Annotated in this window: 1 protein-coding gene; it reads right to left on the bottom strand. The window is 47.8% G+C overall.

Annotated features, from left to right (window positions below; translation table 11 throughout):
• Nucleotide 1: 1 nt before the first annotated feature.
• On the bottom strand, nucleotides 2–841 hold an 840-nt coding region (locus VME0621_RS25975), incomplete at its 5' end, for an elongation factor Tu (protein WP_065311756.1).

The following is an 841-nucleotide window of genomic DNA, read 5'->3' on the forward strand; positions in this document are numbered from 1 at the left end:
ATTAGTCGAAGATCTTAGCAACAACACCAGCACCTACTGTACGGCCACCTTCACGGATAGCGAAACGTAGACCTTCGTCCATTGCGATTGGAGCGATTAGCTCAACTTGCATTTGGATGTTGTCACCTGGCATTACCATTTCTACGCCTTCTGGTAGAGAGATATCACCAGTTACGTCAGTTGTACGGAAGTAGAACTGTGGACGGTAGCCTTTGAAGAACGGAGTATGACGGCCGCCTTCGTCTTTAGAAAGTACGTATACTTCTGACTCGAACTTAGTGTGTGGGTTGATTGAGCCAGGAGCTGCAAGAACTTGACCACGCTCAACTTCGTCACGCTTAGTACCACGTAGAAGTGCACCAACGTTCTCACCAGCACGACCTTCGTCAAGAAGCTTACGGAACATCTCAACACCAGTACAAGTAGTAGTTGTAGTCTCTTTGATACCTACGATTTCTACTTCGTCACCTACGCGTAGGATACCGCGCTCGATACGACCAGTTACAACTGTACCACGACCTTGGATCGAGAATACGTCTTCGATTGGTAGTAGGAACGGTTGGTCTACTGCACGCTCTGGCTCTGGGATGTAAGAGTCTAGTGCTTCAGCAAGCTCAACGATTTTCGCTTCCCACTGCTCTTCGCCGTTTAGTGCGCCTAGTGCAGAACCTTGGATAACTGGTAGGTCATCACCTGGGAAATCGTACTCAGATAGAAGTTCACGAACTTCCATTTCAACTAGCTCTAGAAGCTCTTCATCATCAACCATGTCACACTTGTTCATGAATACGATGATGTAAGGGATACCAACCTGACGGCCTAGTAGGATGTGCTCACGAGT

The sequence above is a fragment of the Vibrio mediterranei genome (genome assembly GCF_900088415.1).
GTDB lineage: Bacteria > Pseudomonadota > Gammaproteobacteria > Enterobacterales > Vibrionaceae > Vibrio > Vibrio mediterranei.